The sequence below is a fragment of the Psychromonas arctica genome (genome assembly GCF_036697365.1).
Taxonomy (GTDB): domain Bacteria; phylum Pseudomonadota; class Gammaproteobacteria; order Enterobacterales; family Psychromonadaceae; genus Psychromonas; species Psychromonas arctica_A.
Window position 1 is genome coordinate 117,800 of the sequence record NZ_JBAHZA010000002.1, and the last position, 16,206, is coordinate 134,005.

The 16,206-nt window shown below is 36.9% G+C and carries 16 protein-coding genes; 8 read left to right on the forward strand and 8 right to left on the reverse strand.

Annotation, left to right across the window (positions count from 1 at the left end; all coding sequences use genetic code 11):
• Positions 1 to 10 precede the first annotated feature (10 nt).
• The 7 genes from hisC to V5290_RS02655 form a co-directional block, all read right to left on the reverse strand.
• Positions 11 to 1,081 carry a histidinol-phosphate transaminase gene (gene hisC, locus V5290_RS02625; protein WP_333381548.1) on the reverse strand — a complete coding sequence of 357 codons (1,071 nt, stop codon included), beginning with the start codon at positions 1,079 to 1,081 and terminating at the stop codon, positions 11 to 13.
• Between the two features lie 55 nt (positions 1,082 to 1,136).
• On the reverse strand, positions 1,137 to 2,426 hold the full coding sequence (gene hisD / locus V5290_RS02630) for a histidinol dehydrogenase (protein WP_333382147.1): 1,290 nt from the start codon (positions 2,424 to 2,426) through the stop codon (positions 1,137 to 1,139).
• Between the two features lie 14 nt (positions 2,427 to 2,440).
• Positions 2,441 to 3,337 carry an ATP phosphoribosyltransferase gene (hisG, locus tag V5290_RS02635; RefSeq protein ID WP_333381549.1) on the reverse strand — a complete coding sequence of 299 codons (897 nt, stop codon included), beginning with the start codon at positions 3,335 to 3,337 and terminating at the stop codon, positions 2,441 to 2,443.
• 303 nt (positions 3,338 to 3,640) lie between these two features.
• Positions 3,641 to 4,174: a hypothetical protein gene (locus V5290_RS02640; protein WP_333381552.1), complete on the reverse strand. Its 534-nt coding sequence runs from the start codon at positions 4,172 to 4,174 to the stop codon at positions 3,641 to 3,643.
• Entirely contained in the window at positions 4,174 to 5,406 is a 1,233-nt protein-coding gene (locus tag V5290_RS02645) for a flagellar assembly protein T N-terminal domain-containing protein (RefSeq protein ID WP_333381553.1), read from the reverse strand. The genes V5290_RS02640 and V5290_RS02645 overlap by 1 nt, the downstream gene beginning before the upstream one ends.
• 10 nt (positions 5,407 to 5,416) lie before the next feature.
• Positions 5,417 to 6,184 (reverse strand): flagellar basal body L-ring protein FlgH, encoded by a 768-nt coding sequence (locus tag V5290_RS02650; protein WP_333381555.1) that lies wholly within the window; start codon positions 6,182 to 6,184, stop codon positions 5,417 to 5,419.
• 424 nt (positions 6,185 to 6,608) lie between these two features.
• The gene (locus V5290_RS02655) at positions 6,609 to 6,779 is read right to left on the reverse strand and encodes a DUF2986 domain-containing protein (protein ID WP_333381558.1); all 171 of its coding nucleotides are present in this window, start codon (positions 6,777 to 6,779) and stop codon (positions 6,609 to 6,611) included.
• A 175-nt stretch (positions 6,780 to 6,954) separates the two neighbouring features.
• Between V5290_RS02655 and V5290_RS02660 the strand changes: the two genes are divergently transcribed.
• The 7 genes from V5290_RS02660 (at position 6,955) to V5290_RS02690 (ending at position 14,689) form a co-directional block, all read left to right on the forward strand.
• The gene (locus tag V5290_RS02660) at positions 6,955 to 8,877 is read left to right on the forward strand and encodes an ATP-dependent DNA helicase (protein ID WP_333381560.1); all 1,923 of its coding nucleotides are present in this window, start codon (positions 6,955 to 6,957) and stop codon (positions 8,875 to 8,877) included.
• A 117-nt stretch (positions 8,878 to 8,994) separates the two neighbouring features.
• Positions 8,995 to 9,711, forward strand: a complete 717-nt coding sequence (tsaB, locus tag V5290_RS02665; protein ID WP_333381562.1) for a tRNA (adenosine(37)-N6)-threonylcarbamoyltransferase complex dimerization subunit type 1 TsaB — start codon at positions 8,995 to 8,997, stop codon at positions 9,709 to 9,711.
• 52 nt (positions 9,712 to 9,763) lie between these two features.
• Positions 9,764 to 10,075, forward strand: a complete 312-nt coding sequence (locus V5290_RS02670; protein ID WP_333381565.1) for a hypothetical protein — start codon at positions 9,764 to 9,766, stop codon at positions 10,073 to 10,075.
• A 42-nt stretch (positions 10,076 to 10,117) separates the two neighbouring features.
• Positions 10,118 to 11,005: a hypothetical protein gene (locus V5290_RS02675; RefSeq protein WP_333381567.1), complete on the forward strand. Its 888-nt coding sequence runs from the start codon at positions 10,118 to 10,120 to the stop codon at positions 11,003 to 11,005.
• A gap of 417 nt (positions 11,006 to 11,422) precedes the next feature.
• The gene (pyrD, locus tag V5290_RS02680; RefSeq protein WP_333381570.1) at positions 11,423 to 12,433 is read left to right on the forward strand and encodes a quinone-dependent dihydroorotate dehydrogenase; all 1,011 of its coding nucleotides are present in this window, start codon (positions 11,423 to 11,425) and stop codon (positions 12,431 to 12,433) included.
• 28 nt (positions 12,434 to 12,461) lie between these two features.
• Positions 12,462 to 13,016 carry a cell division protein ZapC domain-containing protein gene (locus V5290_RS02685; RefSeq protein ID WP_333381573.1) on the forward strand — a complete coding sequence of 185 codons (555 nt, stop codon included), beginning with the start codon at positions 12,462 to 12,464 and terminating at the stop codon, positions 13,014 to 13,016.
• Between the two features lie 287 nt (positions 13,017 to 13,303).
• A complete protein-coding gene (locus tag V5290_RS02690; protein WP_333381576.1) occupies positions 13,304 to 14,689 on the forward strand; it encodes a sodium-dependent transporter in 1,386 nt (461 codons plus the stop codon).
• 74 nt (positions 14,690 to 14,763) lie between these two features.
• On the opposite strand, the gene V5290_RS02695 is transcribed toward V5290_RS02690, so the two are convergent.
• The gene (locus V5290_RS02695) at positions 14,764 to 15,045 is read right to left on the reverse strand and encodes a peptidylprolyl isomerase (protein WP_333381579.1); all 282 of its coding nucleotides are present in this window, start codon (positions 15,043 to 15,045) and stop codon (positions 14,764 to 14,766) included.
• A gap of 165 nt (positions 15,046 to 15,210) precedes the next feature.
• On the opposite strand from V5290_RS02695, the gene htpX reads away from it, so the two are divergent.
• On the forward strand, positions 15,211 to 16,086 hold the full coding sequence (htpX, locus tag V5290_RS02700) for a protease HtpX (protein WP_333381582.1): 876 nt from the start codon (positions 15,211 to 15,213) through the stop codon (positions 16,084 to 16,086).
• Positions 16,087 to 16,206 lie beyond the last annotated feature (120 nt).

The following is a 16,206-nucleotide window of genomic DNA, read 5'->3' on the forward strand; positions in this document are numbered from 1 at the left end:
AATGGGCTTCCTACAGTGCTTTTAATGTATTTAAAGTTTTATTCATTTCTTCGCTAGTACCTATCGTAATGCGAATACAATTTTCTAAACGTGGTTTGTTGGCAAAATCACGCATAATAATACCGTCATCAGCAAAAGCTTTAAATACCTGTGCAGAATCTTTAAAACGTACCAATAAAAAATTACCCGTTGTAGGAAATACTTCAGTGACACAATCTAGTTCACTCACTGCATTAGCAAGTACTTGACGATTATTGTTTAATACCACAACGCGATCTCGCATAATTTCTAAACCATCTTCCGATAAAGCTTGCGCAGCAATTTGTGCAACAGGACCCGGGACAGGGTAAGGAGCGATCACTTTTGCCATCATTTCAATGACACTTGCTTGCGCGAGTGTGAAACCGCAACGAATTGACGCAAGTGCAAATGCTTTAGAAAGGGTACGTGTAATAACTAAATTTTCATGACTTGCTATTAAATTAGTTTGAGTAAATTCAGGGCAGAACTCGATATAAGCTTCATCCGCAACAATTAATGCTTTACCCTCAGTTGCAGTTAATAACTCGGCTAACTTCTGCTGATCTAACATATTGCCAGTTGGGTTATTTGGAGCACATAGGAACACAATTTTAATACGACCTTGAGAATCTAACACTGCTTTTTTCACTGCATCATAATCAACATCAAAATTATCTTGTAATGCAACTTGTTCAACTCCTACACCACAAGTTTCAGCACTTATTGCATACATACCGTAAGTAGGTGGGCAAATTAATATGCTGTCTAATTCGGCTTCACAAAAGGTTCTAATGAGGACTTCAATACTTTCATCGGCGCCGCGAGTCGTTAATAACTGATCTGTATTTAGTTTAGAGTAAGCTGCGTAGGCATTAATGATTTGTGGAGGTTGAAATTCTGGGTAACGATTGAGGTGTGATGAATCTAATTGGTAGTCACTGCAGTCAGGGGCTTCATTTGCATTTAACCAAACATCTCCTCGGCCACCAATACGGCGAGCTGAAAGGTAAGGGGTTAATGCTTGTACGGTTTTTCTAGCAAGCTTTATTATATTACTCATCGTGATCCTTCTTCCCTACGAATGCCTGAGTAATTAATTACTCAGGGATAGTCAATTACTTATCTAATTTTTCCATGCGAATGGTTACTGCACGTTTATGTGCGGTTAACCCTTCAGCTGCCGCTAAACGAGTTACTGCAGGCGCTAGATTACGTAAACCTTGCTGTGTTAATTCTTGAACAGTATAACGTTTTACGAAGTCAGCTAAACCCAGACTTGAATAGGTTTTAGTATATCCGTAAGTAGGTAATACATGATTAGTACCACTTGCATAATCACCTACTGACTCAGGTGTCCATGCACCTAAAAATATAGAGCCTGCATTTTTAAGGTGCGGTTGAATCTCTCTTGGATTTTCTGTTTGCACAATTAAATGTTCAGGGGCATAGCGATTTGAAATTTCAATTGCTTGCTGGATATCTTTACACACAATGCTAACGCTATTTGCAATTGCTTTTTCTGCAATTTCACGGCGCTCTAATACCGCTAACTGACTATCTATTTCACTAGCCGTTTGTGCTGCTACCGATGCACTTGGTGTCACTAGAATGGTTTGAGAATCATGGCCATGTTCAGCCTGTGATAGCAAATCAGAAGCGATGAAAGCAGGATCTGCATTTTCGTCACCAATCACTAGTACTTCAGACGGGCCTGCAGGCATATCGATAGCTGCACCAGCAAAATCATTACTTACTTGGCGTTTTGCTTCAGTTACAAAAGAATTACCTGGGCCAAAGATTTTGTCTACGGCTTTTATTGTTTCTGTTCCATAAGCTAATGCTGCAATTGCTTGTGCGCCACCGACAGAGTAAATCTCTGTAACGCCACATAGTGATGCTGCATAGAGTATTTCATCCGCTAAAGGTGGTGGTGAACATAATACTAGACGAGAACAACCAGCAATTTGTGCTGGCGCACCTGTCATAATAACCGTTGAAGGTAGTGGGGCACTTCCACCAGGGATATACAAACCGACTGATTCAATTGCTTGTGTATGCATCTCACAGACAACACCAGGCATGGTTTCTACACGAATCACATCTTGTTGTTGTGCTTCATGAAACTTTACAACCTGTTGGTACGCGACTTTAATTGCATCTTTAATGTCATCGTCTAAACGCGCTGTTGCTGCTTCAATATCAGTATTGTTGAGCGTGAAGTTATCACCCTCTAATTTGTCAAAACGTTTAGTGTAATCCAATAAAGCTTGGTCACCTTGTTGACGGATATTAGAAATAATCTCAGCAACAGTGTTTGTTAAGCCTGATGAATCTGCCATTGCTGGTCGAGCAAGCAATTCTGCTTGCTGATCAGATGTTAATTGTTCCCAGTTGACTGTTTGCATTCCCATGGTTTGGACTACTCCATCATTTTTTCAATAGGTAATACGAGAATTGAACTTGCACCTAGTGCTTTCAATTGTTCCATTGTTTCCCAGAAAAGATTTTCTTTGCTTACTACATGCAGTGCAACGTGGTCTGTGCTGCCTGCTAAATCCATTACTGTTGGTAAATCAGAACCAGGTAGTAGGTTAGTGATTTCAGTTAAGTTAGCTTTTGGCGCGTTAAGCATGATGTATTTTGATTCTTTAGCCGTTTGAACACCATCAATACGCGTTAGAATGCGGTTAACTAGCTCTTGCTTGTCTGCACTTAATGGTTCGTCACGTTGCATTAATACTGCTGTTGAACGGTAGATAACTTCAACTTCTTTAAGACCGTTTGCTTCTAATGTTGCGCCGGTAGAAACTAGGTCACAAATTGCATCAGCTAAACCAGCACGAGGAGCTACTTCTACAGAACCTGTTAACATACAAGATGTGTAAGGTACGTTAGCTTCTTCCATAAAACGTTTTAGAATGTGAACGTAAGTTGTTGCAATACGCATGTTTGCTAATGATTGAACGCCTTGGTAATCAAAATCATTATCTACAGCTAGTGAGAAACGACATTCACCAAATGCTAGCTCTTTCACTACTTTATGAGCAGTTGGTTCATTAGCTACTTGGCGCATCATGCTCTCTTCTTCAAGTACATTTTGGCCAATGAAACCTAAATCTACGACACCATCCATAACTAAACCTGGAATATCGTCATCACGAACACGAAGAATATCAATTGGCATGTTTTCACTGTGTGCAATTAAGCGTTGCGTGTTTAGATTAACTTTGATTCCACATGCTTTTAATAATTTAACCGTATCATCACTTAAACGGCCTTTCTTTTGTATTGCAATTCTTAAACGTTGCTCTGGCATAACTATTTTCCTTCCTTTTAAAACTAAAAAACCCCCGGGATTTTACTTCCGAGGGTTTGTATTTGGGTAACCACTGGAAGCACGTAACATCTCTTCCAAGAAAAATCCTGAAAGATTAAGTAATATGATGATGGTGTGCTTTCAGAATGTCATTTTTCATTGTGATTTAAAACTCTTTATAATTTAATTGCGATTAGAGTACCAATCTAAACTTTAAATGTGAACTGTTTTTTGTGTATATCTAAGATATTTTTAATATAAAAGAGCAGTTTATGATTAAATTATTGTTAGTTGATTCATCAACTATTTACCTTGCATACTTTCACGTAGTTTTTCTTGCAACATTGAGATGGCATTCTTAGTCTCTGATTCGATAGATATATTGTCAATAGCTGGAGACTGCAGCGTATTGATAGCATCATCTGCCGTTTGTTGAATATCTAATGCACTTAAGTCAGTGTCTTCAACGGTGGTGATCTGTTCTTCTGAATCCGAAGCTAATGTTTCAGACTGCTCTGTGTCAGCTGCTTGTTCAATATCGCTGTCTGTTGCTGCTTTTTCTGCGCTTGCTCCAGTTGATGTAGCGCTATCATCCCCGGAAAGCCCCGCAACAAAAGAAGTAGCAATACCTAATTTTAATTCATCAAACACACCCTCAAGACTATCTTTTATATTGCCGGTACTTGCTGTCACTAATGTGTCTTTACCTAGCATTTCTGATGATAAAATATCTTCGAAATTGCCACCAAGTAACTTTCCTGCATCGGCGGTGCCTTTTGAATCTAAACTACTTGATAAACTTTGCAAACTACTTGCTGCACTATTAATAGTAGACATTAATATACACTCCTATTGTCAGTATTACTTGCTGTGACTTTTGGTTGTAAGCGCTGCAGCGTCATTTGGTCTGCAGGGGTTAACATATCCCTAATTTGAATATTACTCATATCGATAGGGTCGTTGGCTTTTAATATAGCTCGGTCTGCTTGCACTGATACAACGGATAATAAAATATCATCAGGCATAAAAATTGAATTAGGGAGTTGTGATGTTTGATGAGAAAGATATTGGCTTCGAATCAGTTGAAACTTATCTCCTTTTTTAACACCGTTTCGATGACCTAAGTTCATCACTAGTTGATCATTATATTTAGCGATAATGGTTGCCATTGTTGGTTGGCAATATAGTGCTTGCCTTACATCTCTTACGGCTTCATTTATTTTTAGATCGATAGCGTAACCATAATCTGTTTGCCAAAAAGAGAGACTATTAGGATCAAAGCGCTGTGTTAAATCATAAGGCCATTGGCTAATAGCTGCATACTCTTTTTGAAATAAGGTCAGCTGATTAATTGCATCAACTAAATAGATTTGCATTTTAAAGTTGCGTTTATGGGTAGTCTCTTCACTAAAAGTATAAGTGGTCGTTTCATAGTAATCTGACATATCTTTTAAAACACCAAACACTAGATACTGAACATCATATTTAGCAGCAACATCTTTAGCTACTTTTAATGTTTGTAGCTCAATATCTCCTTCACTGTTGTTAGTAAAAGCTATTTGTTGTGTCATGACATGTCTAGGATCTAGTTTGTTAGATTCACCTTTTAGCTCTTTAAATAAACGTTTTGTGATGACTTCATCACTGTTATAAATAGCCCCAAGTTGAGCATCTTGACGATCTTCTAAATTGAAAGGGCCCACAAAGATGCTTTTAGCGTATTTCTCTTGCGGACAAGTAGAAAAAGGGTAGATGTCAGCTTGTACTTCAACAGTATAATAACCACCAATAATTTCTTCGTGCACGATACGCATATCATGGATTTCACCATTGGTTTTAAGCATTAGTTTATCAACTTCTAAAACGCCTTCCTGTATTACTTGCACGCTTTCAGCACTAGTACCTGCTGAACGTAACACAGTTACCATTGCATCAGAGATCGCGTTAGTACGTGATTGGTCAATATCTTGTTCATTTAATACAGATCGGCCTTCACTGGAATACCATTGGGCATTAACAGTAAAAGAACTGAGTATGAGTAGCGGTAATAGATTTTTAGTTAATTTCATTTAATTACCTCTAGATTGGCCATAAGCTGCCGCTAAATAAAGATGATAACCAACCACGTGTTTGCATTTCAGCATGCTCACCTGTTGCACTAAACTCAATACGACTGTCTGCCACTTGATAGGAATCAACAGAATTATCTTCAGTCACGTCTCTTGGTCTTATAATGCCAGTAAGGCGGATATATTCTTTACCATTATTGATTAACAACCATTTTTCTCCGCGTACTAATAAATTACCATTATTTAATACTTCAATAACCGATACTGTAATTTGTGCACTTAAACTATGGCTTTGACTGCTACCTGACTCTCCGCCAAAACTTTGGTCTTGGCTTACGCCTAGTTCAACTTCTTTATCGTTTACGGTGAGATTTCCGCCTGGAATTTTGATTGGGTCAAGATTATAAGTATTATCATTAGAGAGGTTAGTACTAGCCGATTTAGTGGCAACTGTTTCCTCTTCTAATACAACATTAATAATGTCACCAACATTGAATTTTGGTGAATAACTATATAAATCAGTAGAAGTACTGTCATTGAATAATGAACCAGTAACTTGTACGGGCATCGCTGCTTTGCTTGGCTCTACAGGAGAGTAGTAGGGGTCGCCAGGTACTGGGGTTTGGTCTTTGTCTCTTTGAGTTATTTGACGGCCAGTTTCTTCTGGAATTATCTCTGTTGTTTCTGAGCTTTCGTCTACAACCACTTCTTGCTGACCAAAATTGGCACAACCTGACAAAATGGCGACAGATAATATAGCTGTGATTTTTTTCATCATTAATCATCCATGCGTTTAACATCGGTTTGGACAATGCAAAGCATTATCACTTTATATGCATTAAATTTTCGTACTATAAAAGTCATCGATCATGAGAGTGACTTAAATTCGTCGTTTTATATTTAATTATAATAAAAGCAATTTGTGGGCCAAAAGTTGGCAGTGTCGAATACATTAAAGATGTTATGGACTTTTTTAGCTGAAAAACGATTTAATTCAAGAGCAGAAATTATTTGTTAAGGTTGATTCTATCGAGTTTAAAAAAGGACATATGGATTTGGATGAGTTTTTATTAAGCTGGAAGCTGTAAATATCATTAAGTATAAATATAAATATCTAAAAGCAGGGAGTGTAGAGAAGATCTGTTAAAGACTATCGTTAAAAAGTTCTTCTCTTATTAGTATCGCTAATAAATTACGCTTAGCTAGGAGTTAACAGTTGTTTCATTGCTTGTTAGTATCTGTTGTTCTTGTTCTTCTAACTTTGCTCTTTCTGCTTTTGATATATATTTTTCTTTGCTCGCTGGCGCATTCTTCGCATTAATTTTCTTCATGCGCTTTTTTAGAATACTGTTTATCTTCTTTTTACGGTTCATTGTTATTCCTCTTATCAATATCGGTCATTGTAAAGAGTGTGAGAATAAATAAAAAGTGTTAATCAACTGCAAGAGATATTCAGTTAAGATGAAATAACGTAGAATTACGTTTATTGCCTCATGTTGACCTATATTGTTCAGCACTTTAATCGTTATTACTTAAGAGCTTATTGATTTGATTGCATCATTTTTTTCCCCTACTGGCGCGCTTGCGACTATTTTGCCACATTTTAGAGGGCGTGACGCTCAGGTAAAAATGGCTGAATCAATTGATACTGCTATTAAGCAAAAGCAATCTGTAGTGGTGGAAGCAGAGACTGGCACCGGTAAAACCTTTGCTTACCTTGCGCCTGCTCTATTGAATCTAGATAAAAGTTTGTCACAGAAATTAATTATCTCTACTGGTAGTAAAGCGTTACAAGAACAGTTGTATCTAAAAGATCTACCTACCTTACTAAAAGCGACCAAGTTTACTGGCCACTGCACTCTACTAAAAGGCCGTGGTAACTATTTATGTATTGAGCGCTTAAATCGTTACATGCTTGAAACACGATTTAAACAACCTAATTTGCACAGTGAACTAGTAGCTATTAAAGAATGGTCAATAAGTACGGTGACAGGGGATATTGCTGAAGTAGATAATTTACCCGAAGATGCAATGATTATTCCTTCGATTACCAGTAGTAATGACAATTGCTTGGGACGAGAATGTCCAAGTTTTGAAGATTGCTTTGTGGTAAAAGCAAGAACTAAAGCGATGGATGCAGACGTGATTGTTATTAATCACCATCTGTTTTTTGCAGATCTTGCTGTTAAGGAAACAGGTTTTGGTAAGTTAATTCCTGATGCGGATACCTATATTTTCGACGAAGCACATCAATTACCTGATATTGCGAGTCAATATTTTGGCGAAATGCTTTCAAGCAAACAATTAACAGAATTAGCAAAAGAGATAGATTTTGTATATCGAACTGAATTAAAAGAAGCTAAACAAATGGCTAAAGCTGCTGAGCAGTTAAGAGCTGCATCATTAGACTTCAGGCTCGCTTTTGCTATGGAAAAGGGATCTGGCAGCTGGCGAGATAAAAGTAAAGATCGTGCAATGCAAATGCATGTCACTCGCCTACGCCAAGTATTAACTTTCCTCAAACAAGTCGTCACTGAACGTTTGGGTAAAAGTGAAGTTTTAGACCATTGCTTTGAAAAAATTAATCAATATATCTTACTCTTTGAAAAATTGAATAATACTAACGAAAGTGGCTTTAGTTATTGGTACGAATGTACGAAACAACATTTCTCGTTAAATATTACTCCATTGAGTGTTGCGCAACGATTTCAGTCTGAATGTCAGAAAAAACAAGCCAGTTGGATTTTTACATCCGCTACTTTATCAGTAAAAGGCGAATTTTCTCATTTTACTCAATTATTAGGATTAACCGACGCACAATGCTTACAACTGGGCAGTCCTTTTAACTATCAACAACAAAGCTTATTTGTTGTTCCTAGGTTATTACCTGAACCTGGAACCCCTGGTTTAGCGAATAAGTTAGCTGAAACATTATCTCCGGTTATCAGAGCAAGTAAAGGGCGGTGTTTTTTCTTGTGTACTAGTCACTCAATGATGAACCAGTTAGCAACCGCTTTTAGGGAATCATTAACCCTGCCCGTGCTATTACAGGGTGAAAAGAGTAAACAAGCATTGTTAGATGAATTTGTAAGTCATGGTAATGCGTTGTTAGTGGCGACAGGCAGCTTCTGGGAAGGAGTTGATGTAAGAGGGCAAACTTTATCTTGTGTGATTATCGACAAAATTCCTTTTGCGTCACCGGAAGAGCCATTACTAAAAGCACGTATGGAAGATGCGGAGTTAAAAGGTAAAGATCCATTTTTTGACGTTCAACTACCGCAAGCTGTTATTACTCTAAAACAAGGCGTTGGTCGTTTGATCCGTGCAGAACAAGATAAAGGAGTATTAATAGTTTGCGATACACGATTAGTCAGTCGGAAATATGGCAATCTGTTTCTGAATAGTTTACCTTGCATGCCGCGTACTAGAGATATCGATAAAGCGATCGATTTTCTAAGATTAATCGAATAGTATATTCACCCATTTTAACGGTTCTTAATATTAAGGATCTGTGTTGCTAATGAATTAGTTACACAACATCTATCATTAATAACAATATTGTATTCATATTTATAAAATAGGCGATTTATGTCATCTTCATTAAACATTCTTTGTATCGACTCTTCAACAGAAGCTTGCTCTGTTGCATTATCAACAAGCGATGCAACGATTCATCAATTTATGTTAGCGCCTAGAGAACATACGCAAAAAATACTACCGACGGTTAATGATGTAGTAAAGCAAGCTGATTTAACGCTAGCTGATATTGATGTTGTTGCTTACGGGCAAGGACCTGGTAGCTTTACCGGCGTCAGAATTGGAATTAGTATTGCTCAAGGCCTTGCTTATGGACTTGAGAAAAAAATGGTTGGAGTCTCTACATTACAAGCAATGGCGCAACAAGCATTAGTCAATGATCCATCTTGTGACGTTGTTTATGCTGCGATAGATGCTCGCATGGGCGAAGTATATTTCGCACAATATATTAATCGAGATGGGGTGATGACATTACAAGATAAAGAGATTGTAATAAAGCCAGAAACATTAATAGAGATGTATCAGACTCAAAATATAAAAGTAGAAACGACTAGTAGTTTAGTGGGTACAGGATGGGCTGCTTATCCAACGCTATTAGATTACTTTGAAGCTTGCCAACAAACTGAAATACTTTACCCAGATGCGCAATACATGCTTAAAGCAGCCTCGTTATTGATTAATGATAAGCAAGCAGTAGAACCTGAATCGGCAACGCCTGTTTATTTACGTGACACAGTCACATGGAAAAAGCTACCAGGAAGAGAATAATTGTCTATAATATAGACTGATTATTTTAGTTTACAGTTAATGTGAGTAGTAGATGGCTATATACAATAATTTAGCGACCAACAATATCCCGATTAATACGGGGAATGTTTCGCAAATAAAAAAAAGTGATAAGCCATCATCTGCACAAGATATTGCTCCTGTTAATGTGAAAGTGACCGCAAAAGAAGATACTCAATTTTCTTTAGTGCTATCAGAGCAACAAGAACAATCTATCAACGATACCCTCGGTTACGATCAACCTTCAGCAAAAGACCGAGATGCCCTTGATGCCTACCGACAGGTTTCGACACAAGAAAAACGTGATCAATTAATTGAGAGTATGAGTTTTCACTTCGTGGTTTAGAATGTTTAGCTGTTAACTATTACTAACTAATTGATTAATTAAATGATTAAATATTTAGACTTATTGAACTTTCCTTACAAAACAGCCTCTAATTTCAACTTATTAGTTAAATCAGGCTTTTTATCCGTGCGTATCTTATTATTAATCTTATCCCTAACCGCGCCACTTTTTATTTTCGTTCCGATGAAATTATTAGCGCAGCAATATTCAATTATCCTTTCTGATTCCCAAATCGATAAATTAGCGACCTTAATTTGGAAAAATGAAGGTGCTGGTAAAAAAGAGTACCTCACTGTTTGGAACAAGAATGAAGATTTCCCTTCTATTGGCATAGGTCATTTTATTTGGTATCCAAGCGAAGAAAAAGGCCCATATATTGAGCAGTTTCCGGCTTTATTAAACTATTTAGTTGAGAATAATGTGGCTGTTCCTGATTGGCTTTTAACAGCTAAAACTGCACCATGGAAAAATAGAGCTGAGTTTTACAAGCAATTTAATAGTCAAAAATTAATCCAATTAAGAGATTTAATGGAATCTACCGTTTCTCTTCAAGCAACCTTTATTATAAAGCGCCTTGAAAAAGGCATTCCAGTTATCCTAGATGCAAGTTCAGAAACTGAAAAGCAAAAGATTAACCAGAAAGTATCAGTACTTAGTGCAACACCCGAAGGTACTTTTGCTTTATTAGATTACATTAATTTTAAAGGCGAGGGAGTCGCTGAAAATGAACGTTATCAAGGTCAGGGGTGGGGGTTGAAACAAGTTTTACTAAATATGCCTGCACAAAATACTGACTTATTATTAAACTTTGCAATATCTGCAGATAAAATGCTTACAAGAAGAGTAGATAATGCTCCACGTGACGAGAGTGCTTGGTTAAAAGGGTGGCGCGCACGTATTTATCAATATCCTGCACTGAGTATAAATTAAACAATAGCCTTAATATTTTCCATAAGCTTACCAACAAGCTTATGGTTTTCTTTTCTGATACCTTATCAACCTACCTCCTTAGCTATAGTTAAATCGCATTATCAATTACTGTGACCGGTATTAAAGCAGGAATATCACAAAGTTGTATCCTTAACACACGGCTATTTGTTATTATCCTTCCACAAATAACAGTTTATGCTAAACAATAAATTATACCAATTGCATTAAATAAGTGATCTAAATTTTGCGCAGGAAAAATGACTTAGTTTAAGGCGTAACTTAAGTTAAATAGTTGTTCTATTTACGAAAGTTACAACGAAGAAATAAGTTATTTTAACAAGTAAAATAGATCAGTTACTTAGTGTGATTGGTATTAAGTGTTATTCATCAGTTACCTACTACTTATAAGGCCTTACTATGTTATATCGAATTATGCGCAGTTTTTTATTCAAAATGAATCCAGAAAAGGCGCACGATCTTTCAATCAAGCAGCTTAAATTAACTCACGGTACAATATTAGATCTTTTTTACCGTCAACGAGTTCAACAACGACCTGTAACAGTAATGGGGCTTAACTTTCCAAATTCAGTTGGTTTAGCGGCTGGTTTAGATAAGAATGCAGAATGTATTGATGCTTTTGGTGCAATGGGCTTTGGCCATGTTGAAGTCGGTACTGTGACACCAGTTGGTCAGCCAGGTAATCCATCGCCTCGTTTGTTTCGTGTATTAGAGGGAGAAGGTATTATCAACCGCATGGGTTTTAATAACGATGGTGTTGATAATTTAATTGAGAATGTTAAAAACAGTGAATTTAAAGGTGTTATTGGTATTAATATTGGTAAAAATATCCATACACCTGTCGAGCAAGGTAAAGAAGATTACTTAATTTGTATGGAAAAAGTGTACCCGCACGCAGGTTATATTGCTGTCAATATTTCATCTCCAAATACCCCTGGTTTAAGAAGTTTACAATATGGTGAAGCATTAGACGATTTGCTTATGTCATTAAAAGAACGCCAACAAGCTTTAGCAAAAAAGCATGAGAAATATGTTCCTATCGCATTAAAAGTAGCACCTGATCTAAATGATGAAGAGATTGAATCTATTGCACAATCTTTATTAAAATATAAAATTGATGGTTTAATCGCAACTAACACAACCCTTGACCGAGAAATGATCAAGGGGATGTCACATGCTGCAGAAGCAGGTGGTTTGAGTGGTCGTCCGGTACAACACAAAAGCACTGTCGTGATAGCTAAATTTGCCGCACACCTTAAAGGTGAAATTCCGATTATTGGGGTAGGTGGTATCGACAGTGTTATGGCTGCAAAAGAAAAAATAGATGCTGGAGCAAGCCTAGTTCAGGTTTATTCTGGCTTTATTTATCAAGGACCAGGCTTGATAAAAAATATCGTTAATCATATTTAATAAGTAAAAAACAAACGAGGTAAACAAAATGGATTTTATTCCAAAGGCAGAGTGGCAATGGGTATTTGATCAAGAACAGGGTAAATTGTCTGTTGTTGATCGCGACCGCACTTTCCCTATTGTTTACCAATCTAATATGTTGCGTTTACAAGAAAGCCAAGTGATTTCTTTTACTGTTGAAGATGTAACGCGATATATAGAGTTTTTTGAAAGTGATTCTTTAAGTCATTTTGAAGAATCACTTCGCTGTAAAATTATTCTACATTTAATTGCAATAGATGTATTTCACAAACCTATCATGCCTAAGAGCTGGTTATTCCAAACTTCTGAGCAAGCAATAAGTCATTACAATAATGGTGAATTAGCGATGTTAACCACGACAGGCGAGTTAGAATCCGCTAAATATATGGTTCTAGAGCAACAAGATAATTTTTGCTTATGTATGCTATTTGATCACTGTCATCACTTTTCTAATGGTAAAGAGTTTAAACAATTTCAAATAATTAAGGTCACAGTGGATAAGCTAACACCTTGTCTTTCTTCACAACCTCAAGAGTGGATTTCATTTCAGAATGCAGGTTAAAGCATCTGAGTCTTGAACTTTATTCCTAAATAACCGTAAATTTTCTACAATATTTTTTTTATTTTATTATGTGAATCCAATGCCCGAGATTCACTTAATATATACAAATTTAATCACTACCGTCAGACATTCCGCCTTTATTATTTCTATGCAATCTTGAATAGCACTATCGCTTACATTAATTTCTAAGGTTTATGTTCTATTCTCTTAACTTCTTCATACTCTGCTTGTAATTGTTATTCGTTATGATTATAAAGACCATCTTTTTAATTATAGATGGTTTTTAGATGACGACAGATACAAACGTATCCAATCGATGGTCAAGTCGATATGCTTATATTCTTGCTGCAACAGGTGCTGCCGTAGGACTTGGTAATATATGGAAATTCCCTTACATCATGGGAGAAAATGGTGGTGGTGCATTTGTTCTAGTCTATCTACTATGTATTTTATTTATTGGTATTCCTGTGATGATGGCTGAAGTGATGATCGGTAAACGCGGTCGGTCTACACCTGCCAATGCTGCTGCGCATTGTGCCCTTGAGTCCCATAAGTCATCACATTGGTCATTAGTTGGTAGTATGGGCGTCATCGCAGGATTCTTAGTGTTAAGTTTTTATGTTGTCATTGCAGGTTGGGCAGCAGCTTATGTCTATTTTGCTGCGTCCGGTGCTTTCAGTGCAGCAGCTGCGAATCCAAATACACATACTGATGCAATCCAACAGTTGTTTGTCGGATTAATTACAGATAGTCATCAATTATTATTCTGGACCACCTTAATAGTACTTGGTGTCGTGTTTGTCATAACTAAAGGCGTAAAAGCAGGATTGGAGAAAGCGGTGAGTTATTTAATGCCAGCTTTGTTATTGTTATTGGTTGGTATAATGGTCTATTCATCGATAGTGGGGGATTTTGCAGCTGCATTTTCCTTTATGTTTGATGTCGATTTTTCAAAATTAACCATTGAAGGGGTGTTAGTTGCACTTGGACATGCATTTTTTACCTTAAGTTTGGCGTCTGGCATTATGATGGTATTTGGTGCTTATTTACCTCAGGGTGTTTCAATTGCTAAATCTTCTATCATGATTGCAGTTTTGGATACCATTGTTGCCTTAATTGCTGGCTTAGCTATATACCCAATTGTATTTGCTAGCGGATTAGAGCCTACCGCTGGACCTGGACTGTTATTTCAATCGTTATCCGTGGCTTTTGGCAATATGCCATTTGGTGATCTATTTGGTACATTGTTTTTTATCATGATTGTATTCGCGGCTTTTACTTCTGCAATTGCAATGCTTGAACCTACCGCAGCGTATCTAGCAGAAAGACAAGGGTTCTCTCGTTTTACAGCTGGGTGTATCGCTGGTTTCTGCATTTGGCTTGTTTCGTTACTTACAATATTTTCTTTTTCTGGAGAAGAGTGGACTAAAATATCGTTTGGTATGGGCAGTAACCTTTTTGAGTTTTTAGATTACCTTACTGCAAATATTTTACTTCCTTTAGGCGGCTTATTTATCTCAGTCTTTGTTGGTTGGAAAATAAATGATGAGATTGTCAAAGAAGAACTTAACTTAAGTGGATTACAGTTTACTATCGTTATCAATTTATTACGTTGGGTAGCGCCTGTTGCAATATTATGTGTGTTTGCGAATTCTATTGGACTCTTTAACTGATCAACATTTATTCTAGTGATAAAAAAACCGCCATCGGCGGTTTTTTTATATTGCTTGTAAGATTAAGATTAAGATTAATCGTTACGTTTAGTTACTTCTAATAAGTGGTAACCAAATTGTGTTTTTACTGGGCCTTGTACTTCTCCAACAGGTGCACTAAAAACAACTTTATCAAACTCTGGTACCATCATACCTGGACCGAATTCACCTAGATCACCACCTTGCGCACCTGATGGGCATGAAGAGTGTTGTTTTGCTACTGAACCAAAATCAGTGCCTGCTTCAATCTCATTTTTTAATGCAATGCATTGTTCTTCTGAGCTAACTAAAATATGACGCGCTTGAGCTAAAGCCATGGTAATTCCTTAAGTATTAAAAAAGTGGGGATGGATTGTAACGGCAGAATTTCCTAGGTGCAAATTACACTGACAAATCTGCGCATTTTTGATAAATATTTACTTGCATCTTTTTAATAAAGTCATATTATGTCGATAAATCGTTATTTATAAGTTGAGGTCAACATGAAACGTATTGCATTATTTCTATTAACTAACTTAGCTGTGGTATTAGTGCTAGGTATTGTATTGAGCATAGTTTTCTCTGTTACTGGGTTAAATTCTAGAAGCATGGGTGGGTTATTAATACTCGCGACTGTATTTGGATTTGGTGGCTCTTTTATTTCATTAGCGATGTCAAAATGGATGGCAAAGAAAAGTACTGGTGCAGTGGTTATAACTAACCCAAGCAATGCAACAGAACGTTGGTTGTTAGAAACAGTTAAACAACAAGCATCAAAAGCTGGTATTGCAATGCCAGAAGTAGCTATTTACCCTGCACCTGATATGAATGCCTTCGCAACGGGAATGAAGAAAAACAGCGCATTAGTTGCAGTAAGTACCGGTTTGCTTGAACAAATGACGCAAGATGAAGCTGAGGCTGTCCTTGCCCATGAAATTAGCCATGTTGCTAACGGTGATATGGTAACCTTGGCGTTAATCCAAGGTGTAGTAAATACCTTCGTTATCTTCTTAGCACGTGTAATCGGTGGATTCATCGATAATGCAATGCGTAGTAATGATGATGAAAGTTCTGGCCATGGTTTTTCTTACTTTATCATCGTATTCATTTTAGAGATGGTATTTGGTATTTTAGCGAGTACGATTGTTATGTATTACTCTCGTAAACGTGAATTTAGCGCTGACTCAGGCTCTGCTTCTTTAGTAGGCAAGGAGAAAATGATTGCTGCTTTAAAACGTTTACAACTTAACTCTGAACCTAAACTTGAAGGTAGTTTAATGGCCTTTGGTATTTCAGGTGAAAAGAAAAGTAGTTTATTTATGTCGCACCCACCATTAGAAGATCGTATAAAAGCGTTGCAAAACAGTCAAATCATGTAATTATCTTTCATAAGACTGTTTAACTCTCAATAATTCATAAAAATAGCGTGTATATGTTTACACGCTATTTTTTTCTCTAAATTACTCTGTAAAATCAACTTTCCTCTATTCAATATCTTT

Bases quoted from the DNA above. Each gene is read 5' to 3' on its own strand.
- hisC (WP_333381548.1), bottom strand. From the start codon at position 1,081: ATGAGTAATATAATAAAGCTTGCTAGAAAAACCGTACAAGCATTAACC.
- hisD (WP_333382147.1), bottom strand. From the start codon at position 2,426: ATGCAAACAGTCAACTGGGAACAATTAACATCTGATCAGCAAGCAGAA.
- hisG (WP_333381549.1), bottom strand. From the start codon at position 3,337: ATGCCAGAGCAACGTTTAAGAATTGCAATACAAAAGAAAGGCCGTTTA.
- V5290_RS02640 (WP_333381552.1), bottom strand. From the start codon at position 4,174: ATGTCTACTATTAATAGTGCAGCAAGTAGTTTGCAAAGTTTATCAAGT.
- V5290_RS02645 (WP_333381553.1), bottom strand. From the start codon at position 5,406: ATGAAATTAACTAAAAATCTATTACCGCTACTCATACTCAGTTCTTTT.
- V5290_RS02650 (WP_333381555.1), bottom strand. From the start codon at position 6,184: ATGATGAAAAAAATCACAGCTATATTATCTGTCGCCATTTTGTCAGGT.
- V5290_RS02655 (WP_333381558.1), bottom strand. From the start codon at position 6,779: ATGAACCGTAAAAAGAAGATAAACAGTATTCTAAAAAAGCGCATGAAG.
- tsaB (WP_333381562.1), top strand. From the start codon at position 8,995: ATGTCATCTTCATTAAACATTCTTTGTATCGACTCTTCAACAGAAGCT.
- V5290_RS02670 (WP_333381565.1), top strand. From the start codon at position 9,764: ATGGCTATATACAATAATTTAGCGACCAACAATATCCCGATTAATACG.
- V5290_RS02675 (WP_333381567.1), top strand. From the start codon at position 10,118: ATGATTAAATATTTAGACTTATTGAACTTTCCTTACAAAACAGCCTCT.
- pyrD (WP_333381570.1), top strand. From the start codon at position 11,423: ATGTTATATCGAATTATGCGCAGTTTTTTATTCAAAATGAATCCAGAA.
- V5290_RS02685 (WP_333381573.1), top strand. From the start codon at position 12,462: ATGGATTTTATTCCAAAGGCAGAGTGGCAATGGGTATTTGATCAAGAA.
- V5290_RS02690 (WP_333381576.1), top strand. From the start codon at position 13,304: ATGACGACAGATACAAACGTATCCAATCGATGGTCAAGTCGATATGCT.
- V5290_RS02695 (WP_333381579.1), bottom strand. From the start codon at position 15,045: ATGGCTTTAGCTCAAGCGCGTCATATTTTAGTTAGCTCAGAAGAACAA.
- htpX (WP_333381582.1), top strand. From the start codon at position 15,211: ATGAAACGTATTGCATTATTTCTATTAACTAACTTAGCTGTGGTATTA.